This window comes from uncultured Muribaculum sp., from assembly GCF_910583865.1.
GTDB lineage: Bacteria > Bacteroidota > Bacteroidia > Bacteroidales > Muribaculaceae > Muribaculum.
In genome coordinates this window covers 1-7,372 of record NZ_CAJTYX010000068.1, presented here as the reverse complement: position 1 = coordinate 7,372, position 7,372 = coordinate 1, and the positions used below count along the sequence as shown (strand labels likewise).

At 56.6% G+C, this 7,372-nt stretch carries 7 protein-coding genes and 1 pseudogene; all 8 read right to left on the bottom strand.

Features of this window, described 5'->3' with window-relative positions; translation table 11 throughout:
- Positions 1-422 precede the first annotated feature (422 nt).
- Positions 423-749: pseudogene (gene ssb, locus QZ303_RS10490) on the bottom strand (single-stranded DNA-binding protein); the annotation flags it as partial.
- A gap of 7 nt (positions 750-756) precedes the next feature.
- Entirely contained in the window at positions 757-1,554 is a 798-nt protein-coding gene (proC, locus tag QZ303_RS10485; RefSeq protein ID WP_295732523.1) for a pyrroline-5-carboxylate reductase, read from the bottom strand.
- A gap of 33 nt (positions 1,555-1,587) precedes the next feature.
- Positions 1,588-2,718 carry an aminotransferase class III-fold pyridoxal phosphate-dependent enzyme gene (locus tag QZ303_RS10480; RefSeq protein WP_295732521.1) on the bottom strand — a complete coding sequence of 377 codons (1,131 nt, stop codon included), beginning with the start codon at positions 2,716-2,718 and terminating at the stop codon, positions 1,588-1,590.
- A 13-nt stretch (positions 2,719-2,731) separates the two neighbouring features.
- Positions 2,732-3,703, bottom strand: a complete 972-nt coding sequence (gene argC, locus QZ303_RS10475) for an N-acetyl-gamma-glutamyl-phosphate reductase (protein ID WP_295732519.1) — start codon at positions 3,701-3,703, stop codon at positions 2,732-2,734.
- Positions 3,700-4,926: an argininosuccinate synthase domain-containing protein gene (locus tag QZ303_RS10470; RefSeq protein ID WP_295732517.1), complete on the bottom strand. Its 1,227-nt coding sequence runs from the start codon at positions 4,924-4,926 to the stop codon at positions 3,700-3,702. Before QZ303_RS10470 ends, argC begins: the two co-directional genes overlap by 4 nt.
- Positions 4,927-5,009: 83 nt before the next feature.
- Positions 5,010-5,639, bottom strand: coding sequence for a GNAT family N-acetyltransferase (locus tag QZ303_RS10465; RefSeq protein ID WP_295732515.1), 630 nt, complete (start codon positions 5,637-5,639; stop codon positions 5,010-5,012).
- A 39-nt stretch (positions 5,640-5,678) separates the two neighbouring features.
- The gene (locus tag QZ303_RS10460; protein ID WP_295732513.1) at positions 5,679-6,191 is read right to left on the bottom strand and encodes an ArgR family transcriptional regulator; all 513 of its coding nucleotides are present in this window, start codon (positions 6,189-6,191) and stop codon (positions 5,679-5,681) included.
- Positions 6,192-6,520: 329 nt separating this feature from the next.
- Positions 6,521-7,153, bottom strand: coding sequence for a ferritin-like domain-containing protein (locus tag QZ303_RS10455; RefSeq protein ID WP_295732512.1), 633 nt, complete (start codon positions 7,151-7,153; stop codon positions 6,521-6,523).
- Positions 7,154-7,372: the final 219 nt, after the last annotated feature.

Sequence of the window (7,372 nt, the reverse complement as noted above, 5' to 3'; positions counted from 1 at the left end):
TCCCTACGGGTGGGACGGAGGCGAGAGGTGGCGGTGGAGCAAGGGTTTTTCGGGGGGTGGAGTGCAGGTATTTCAGAATGATGTTAAAAAATGTTGAAAATGGGGTGGGGGGATTCCGTAATTTCCTGTGTTCAAGTGTGTATTATATGAAGCGTTTTTTAACTATTCATAAGTGAATTATAGTGAAAAACAGCAACAATCACTTCACTTGAAATCTATCCTTCATATATAAACGATTGGTACTTAAAGAAAAGATTAATTGGTAATTTAGATTCATAGAACACACACACACTGTTTAACGAAGAGGAATGCGGCTGCTGTCGATAGCAGTCGCTTTCCATTTTAGAGGGTGTTTAAGAGGTTGTTTTTAAACAACCTCTTATAATTGCAGTTATGGAATACCCTGGTCAGGCTTGGCGCGGTGGGGAGAGGAGCTCGAAGGTGTCGACCACGATCTCGGTGACGTTGCGCTTGATGGTGTTGCGGTCCTCCCATACGCGCGTGCGCAGCTTCCCCTCGATGTAAAGGCGTGTGCCCTTGCGGATATATTTTTCGGCGGTCTCGGCGGCGCCGTCCCACATGACGATGCGGTGCCACTCGGTGCGCTCGGGAATCTGCGCCCCGGAGGCGGTGGTGTAGGCGCGCTCGGTGGTGGCGAGTGTGAATGTCGCCACAGGGCGTGTCTCCACGTAGCGTATCGTGGGGTCGACGCCTACATTTCCCAGAAGGATTACCTTGTTGACTCCCATGGCGCGGTCATTGCTTTACGGATGCTCTCAGGGCGTTGACCACCGCCGGGGTGAACCCCCTTTCCTCCATAGCGTTCAGCCCGCGTATGGTGAGTCCGCCCGGTGTCGTCACTTTGTCGATTTCCGTCTCGGGGTTTGCCCCGGTGGACTCAAGCAGTTCCACTGCCCCGCGCATGGTCTGTAGGAACCATTCCTTCGCGCGGTCGGGGTAGAGGCCAAGCTCCACCGACCCTTCGGTGGCGGCGCGCACGAAGCGCATCACGTAGGCTATGCCGCACGAGCACAAGGCCATCGCCGCGCCGAGCTGCGACTCGGGGATGACGGCGGCGGTGCCGAGGCTGTTGAAGAGGTCGACCACCGGCCTTACGCCTTCCGCCGGGGTGTCGGGTGCATGGCAGATGAATGTCATGCTGCTACCCACGGCCATGGCGGTGTTGGGGATGGCGCGCACGACGGTGCGCCGCGTGGAGTAGTTGCGGAGGATGTTGTCGATGTCGGCGAGCGATACCGTGGCTGCGAGGCTCACGAGTGTCTGCGAGCGGAAGTCGATGCGCGGGGCTGCCTCTTCGAGTACGGGCTGTACCATCCATGGCTTCACGGCGAGGATGATGATGTCGGTGCCGCGCAACGCCGCTACGTTGTCGGTGTCGGTGGTTATACCCGGGCATGCGGCGGCAATGCTGTCGAGCGTGGCACGTCGCGGCGAGGTGACGGTGATGTCGGCGGGGGCTGCATGTCCCGAGGCTACGAGGCCGGCGGCGATGGCCGATCCCATGTTGCCGCCGCCTATTATTCCTATCTTCATGATTCTGGAGGAACTGTCGGTTAGAAAAGCTTCTTACAGCGAGGTCAATGCGCGGGTGAAGCGGTCGATGAAATCGTCGGCCTGCGCCATCGTGAGGGTGAGCGGCGGGAGCAGACGTATGATGTTGGTCGACGCCGCGCCTGTGAACACATGCTCGTCGTAGATGAGTCGCCGGCGCAGCTCCTTGGTCTCGAATGGCATCTCTATCCCTATCATCAGGCCTTCGCCGCGCACTTCCGCGATGGCGGGGATGGCCTTCAGGCGCTCGATCAGATGCTCTCCGACCTTGGCCGCGTTCTCCACCAGCCGCTCCTCCTCGATGATGTCGAGCACGGCGATGGCGGTGGCGCATGCCAGGTGGTTGCCGCCGAATGTGGTGCCGAGCATGCCGTAGGAGGGCTTGAACTTCGGGGATATCAGCACTGCGCCCATCGGGAAGCCGTTGGCGATGCCTTTGGCGCATGTGATGAGGTCGGGGCGTATGCCGCTGTACTGGTGGGCGAAGAAGCGGCCCGAGCGTCCGTAGCCCGACTGTATCTCGTCGAGGATGAGCACTGTGCCGTGGCGGTCACATTCCTCGCGCACCACGCGGAGGAACGCCTCGTCGGGGATGCGTATGCCGCCTACTCCCTGTATGCCTTCGACGATCACGGCGGCGACATCATCTTTGGAAAGTTCATTGCAGACGGCATCCATGTCGTTGAGCGGCAGGAACGTGACGTTGTTGTTGGCGTTTAGCGGCGATATGATCTTAGGGTTGTCGGTGACCTCGACAGCGGCGGAGGTGCGCCCATGGAATGCCCGGCGGAAAGCGATTACACGCTTGCGCCCCGTGTGGAACGAAGCGAGTTTCAATGCATTCTCGTTGGCCTCGGCTCCGGAGTTGACGAGGAAGAGCGCATAGTCGTCGTAGCCGCTGACGCGTCCGAGCCTGTCGGCAAGCTGCTGCTGAAAGAGGTTGATGACCGAGTTGGAGTAGAACATCAGCTGCGAGGCCTGGCGCTCGATGGCCTTTACCACCACTGGGTGGCAATGGCCCACCGACACCACCGCATGGCCTCCGTAGAGGTCGAGATATTCGGTGCCGTCGGCGGAATAGACATGGCATCCGCGGCCTTTTGTGATTTCTATGTCGAAGAGAGGATATACGTCGAAAAGATTCATGATGGTGTCGGGGTTAGAATGCGGATGGCTTCAGTTGCAGGCCGATGCGCTCGTGCAGCCCGAAGAGAAGGTTCATGTTGTGTACGGCCTGTCCGGATGCCCCCTTCACGAGGTTGTCGATGACCGAGGTGATGAGGAGTTTGTTGTCGACCTTGTCGAGGTGGATGATGCACTTGTTGGTATTGACCACATCCTTGAGGTCGGGGGCCTTGTCGGTCAGGAATGTGAAGTTGTGGTCATCGTAGTACTCCTCGTAGAGTTTCTTCACCTGGTCGAGGCTCACGGGGCAGTCGAGGTAGGCGATGGCCATTATGCCACGCGAAAAGCATCCGCGCACTGGGATGAAGTCGATGTCGGCCTTGAAGCTCTGCTGTAGCTGCGAGAGCGACTGGCGTATCTCGGCGAGGTGCTGGTGGCGGAACGGCTTGTAGATCGACACGTTGTCATTGCGCCATGAGTAGTGGCTCGTAGGAGATGGCTTTACTCCCGCGCCTGTCGAGCCTGTGATGGCCGTGACGTGGATCGTGGAGTTGAGCATAAGGTTCTTGGCCAGGGGGAGGAGGGCGAGCTGTATGGCCGTGGCGAAGCATCCCGGATTGGCCACGCGCCTGGCTCCGCGCACGATGCGTTTGCGGTTAAGCTCGGGCAGTCCGTAGACGAAGTCGTGCGTGCCGTCCTCGATACGGTAATCGGTTGAGAGGTCGACAATGCGCAGCTCGTCGGGGACATCGTGGCTCTCCATGAACTTGCGGGTGTCGCCATGTGGCGTGCAGCAGAAGAGCACGTCGATCTTGTCGAGTGGATTGTCGGAACAGAAGGCCATGTCGATCTCCCCGATAAGGCCCTGATGGACGGCGGTTACGGGATTGCCGGCATTCGATGAACTGTTTATCCAGGCTATCTCCACGTCGGGATGATGGACGAGCAGGCGCAGCAGCTCGCCTGCGGTGTAGCCTGCTCCGCCTATTATGCCTGCGCGTATCATGCCTCACGCTCCTTTCCGTTGCGTGTCTGCACGTTGTGGTATATTTTCATCTGGTTGCCGAGAATCTTGGTGAATCCCTTCACGTCGTCGGCGGTCCATGCCTTGGAAAGCTCGCCGTATTCGCCGAAGTCGGTTTTCATCAGGTCGAAGTCGCTCTCCACTCCGACCACCACGAAGTGGTAGGGCTTGAGGTCGACGATGACACGTCCGGTGACGTTGCGCTGCGACGATTCGAGGAAGCGCTCGATGTCGCGCATCACCGGTTCGAGATACTGTGCCTCGTGGAGGAACATGCCGTACCATGTGCCGAGCTGGTCCTTCCAATACTGCTGCCACTTGGTGAGGGTGTGCTTCTCAAGCACCTTGTGTGCGCCGAGTATCACCATAGGCGCGCCTGCCTCGAAGCCCACGCGCCCCTTTATGCCGATGATGGTATCGCCCACGTGCATGTCGCGTCCCAGGGCATAGGGGGCCACAAGCTCCTCGATTTTCTGTATGGCGGCAACCTTGTCGGCGAAATACTCGCCGTTGACGGCCTCGATCTGGCCTTGGTTGAAGTCGATGGTGATCTGCGCGGGCGCGGTGGCGGTCATCTGTGTGGGGTATGCCTCCTCCGGGAGTGTCTGGTTGCTGTGGAGTGTCTCCTTGCCGCCGATGGATGTGCCCCACAGTCCCTTGTTGATGGAGTATTCGAGCTTCTTGAAGTCGGCCACATAGCCATGCTCCTTGAGGTAGTTGATCTCATACTCGCGGGTAAGGTTCATGTCGCGGGTGGGGGTTATGATCTCGATTTCAGGTGCAAGGATCTCGAAGGTGAGGTCGAAGCGTATTTGGTCGTTGCCGGCGCTTGTCGAGCCGTGGGCTACGGCGTGTGCGCCTACCTTCTTGGCGTATTCGATGATGGCGATGGCCTGGAAGATGCGTTCGGAGCTTACGGATATGGGGTATGTGCCGTTGCGGAGCACGTTGCCGTAGATCATGTACCTGATCGACTTGTCGTAGTACTCCTGCGTGATGTCGAGCGTGGCGTGCTCCTTTGCGCCGAGGGCGAGGGCGCGCTGCTCGATGGCTTTAAGCTCTTCAGGGGAGAAGCCTCCGGTGTTGGCTATGGCTGTATATACTTCGTAGCCGCAGTCGGCTGACAGGTATTTGACGGCGAATGACGTATCGAGGCCGCCGCTGAAGGCGAGCACTACTTTTTTCTTGGCGTTTGTGGTGTCCATATGTGGGAAAGGATTTTTGATTCTGTTGATTTGCAGGGTTGCGCGCTTTGCGGGCGCCTGCGTTTTGCGGTTGCTTCCGGGGCTTACTCAGCGTCGGGATTGTCGGCGGTGTCGGCTGTTCCGGTCAGCGGGTCGTTGGGGTGGTATTTTGTCTCGGCGGGATCATAAAGGAGTCCTACACAGAGACATTTGTGTCCGCCGTTGCGCTGCAGGATGTCGAAGTTGACGCAACTCTCGCATCCGCGCCAGAAAGCTGTGTCGGTGGTAAGCTGGTCGAACGTGACGGGACGGTAGCCCAGCTCGAAGTTCATCTTCATGACGGCGGCCCCGGTGGTCAGGGAAAATATCTTTGCCTGGGGGAACATCTCGCGTGAGAGGCGGAAAATTCGTCGCTTTATGCGGGTGGCGAGGCCGAGGCCACGAAAATCGTCGGCCACGATCAGGCCGGAGTTGGCAACAAACTGCTTGTTGCTCCAGCATTCGATATAGCTGAAGCCGGCAAAGCGTCCTTCGTAGAGGGCTATCACAGCCTTGCGTTCGAGCATCTTCTGGCGCACGTATTCCGGCGAGCGCTTCGCGATGCCTGTGCCGCGCACCTTGGCGGCACGGTTGATGGTGTCGAGAATCTCCTCTACATATCCCACGTGTTCGTCGGAAGCGACGAGTACCCGGATTTTCGAGGGGTCGATTGAAGTGTTGACAGGTTCTAACATCTAATTAACGTATGTCTTAGAACATAAATGTTTGTGAAATCATAAGAACTGGTCGCGTGCCTTCTCGAGCACGCTGTCGGGGAAGAAGCCCCGGAAGTATTCCAGCAGTTCGGGGCGCGGGTACCGGTCGTTGACCACGGCTATCACGGTGTCTGCCCCTGAAATAGTGCCTAGGAGGTATTGTGAGTCGAGCTGGTCGATGTCGTATGCAAGCCCCGAGGCGTAGCCTGTGCGTGTCTTAATCACGAGTATGTTGCCTGCGAGCGCTATCGATTCTACGGCATGGTGTGTGCCTGACTGGGCTGTCGAGGGGACAGCCTCCCATACTTCATCGACGGGGACTTCTCCGGGCTGCATCACCACATAGCGGTAGCCGCCCATGTCGGTGGCCACCTTGGTGGTGCGCAGGGCTTTGAGGTCGCGCGACAATGTAGCCTGGGTGACAACGAAGCCGCGTGCGGCCAACAGGCGCGACAGTTCCTCCTGGCTTCCTATGACATTGTTGGTAAGTATTTCCAGGATGGCCTGGAGTCGGGTCTTACGCTTGTTCATAACTTTCCGATGATAGGTTTTCGCCGCCGACCGGTTAGGGGGCGACATATACAAGCGCAAATTTAGCAACATTATTTCAAATATGCATGGATTTTATGTATTTTTATACAACCATTGCGCCCTCCGGATGAGGCCGGGCCAAAATTCACTGACGGATGGGAATGGGTCAGACGAGTCAGACAGGTCAGACAGGTCTGACTCTTCAGACATGCGGGGAGGAGTATCGGTGTACAAAACAGCGGTGTGCCAATTTTTCGACACACCGCTGTTAGGGTAGATGATTAGGCCATGCTTTTAGCAGGCTCTTGGGGGTGTTTTTGAACAACCTGTTATTCTTCGGAAGCCTCTTCGTTTACCGACTCCAGGGCCAGAATGGTAAGAGTCTTGTCGGACTTCTTCTCGTCGCGGAGTATGGAGCGCAGAAGCTTTGCTATCTTGGGTTCCTGCATGGCATCGGCGAAGGCTGCGAGTGTGCCGTAAGTGGCGATTTCATAGTGCTCTACCTTCTGCGCGGCGAGAATGAGGCCTGCGTCGCGTATGGCCGTCCCTTTCTCGGTGTCGGAAATTATACTTTCAGTCTCCGAGATGAGTCCCTCCATGGCGTCACATTTCTTTGTCTTTGGCTTCTCGCCCATGAGTTCGAACACTTGTTCGAGAATCGAGATCTGTTCCTCGGTCTCTGACAGATGGGCGTCGAACGAGTCGGCAAGCTCTTTGCCTGTGGATGCCTTGCGCATCTTTGGCAACGCCTTGAGCAGAGCTTTCTCGGCCCACAGGATATCTTTCAGCTCGTCGATGAAAAACTCGCGGAATTCACTGCCGCTATTGTTGTCCTCGGCGGTTACTTTGGCGGTTGTCTTAGTGTCAGCTTTCGATTCAGCTACATCTTTCTTCTTAGTTTCCGCCTTTGCTTTGGTATCCTCGTTTTTGGGAGGAGTGCTCTTTTTAGCTTTGGTTTCCATAATTAAAAGTTTTAGTAGTTAGAGATCATGACAAGGTAATCGTCGAACAATTAAAGTCATTGTAAGTATAGAAACGACCGGGATACTGTCGCGGTTTTGCGAAAAACCACCAATAAATCGTAAAAAACTGCTAAAACATGCGTTTATACCGCCGATATGTAATTAAAATTATTACTGTCCGCTAAACTTTAGAGGGCGATTGAAAAATAGGACCGATTC

Bases quoted from the DNA above. Each gene is read 5' to 3' on its own strand.
- proC (WP_295732523.1), bottom strand. From the start codon at position 1,554: ATGAAGATAGGAATAATAGGCGGCGGCAACATGGGATCGGCCATCGCC.
- QZ303_RS10480 (WP_295732521.1), bottom strand. From the start codon at position 2,718: ATGAATCTTTTCGACGTATATCCTCTCTTCGACATAGAAATCACAAAA.
- argC (WP_295732519.1), bottom strand. From the start codon at position 3,703: ATGATACGCGCAGGCATAATAGGCGGAGCAGGCTACACCGCAGGCGAG.
- QZ303_RS10470 (WP_295732517.1), bottom strand. From the start codon at position 4,926: ATGGACACCACAAACGCCAAGAAAAAAGTAGTGCTCGCCTTCAGCGGC.
- QZ303_RS10465 (WP_295732515.1), bottom strand. From the start codon at position 5,639: ATGTTAGAACCTGTCAACACTTCAATCGACCCCTCGAAAATCCGGGTA.
- QZ303_RS10460 (WP_295732513.1), bottom strand. From the start codon at position 6,191: ATGAACAAGCGTAAGACCCGACTCCAGGCCATCCTGGAAATACTTACC.
- QZ303_RS10455 (WP_295732512.1), bottom strand. From the start codon at position 7,153: ATGGAAACCAAAGCTAAAAAGAGCACTCCTCCCAAAAACGAGGATACC.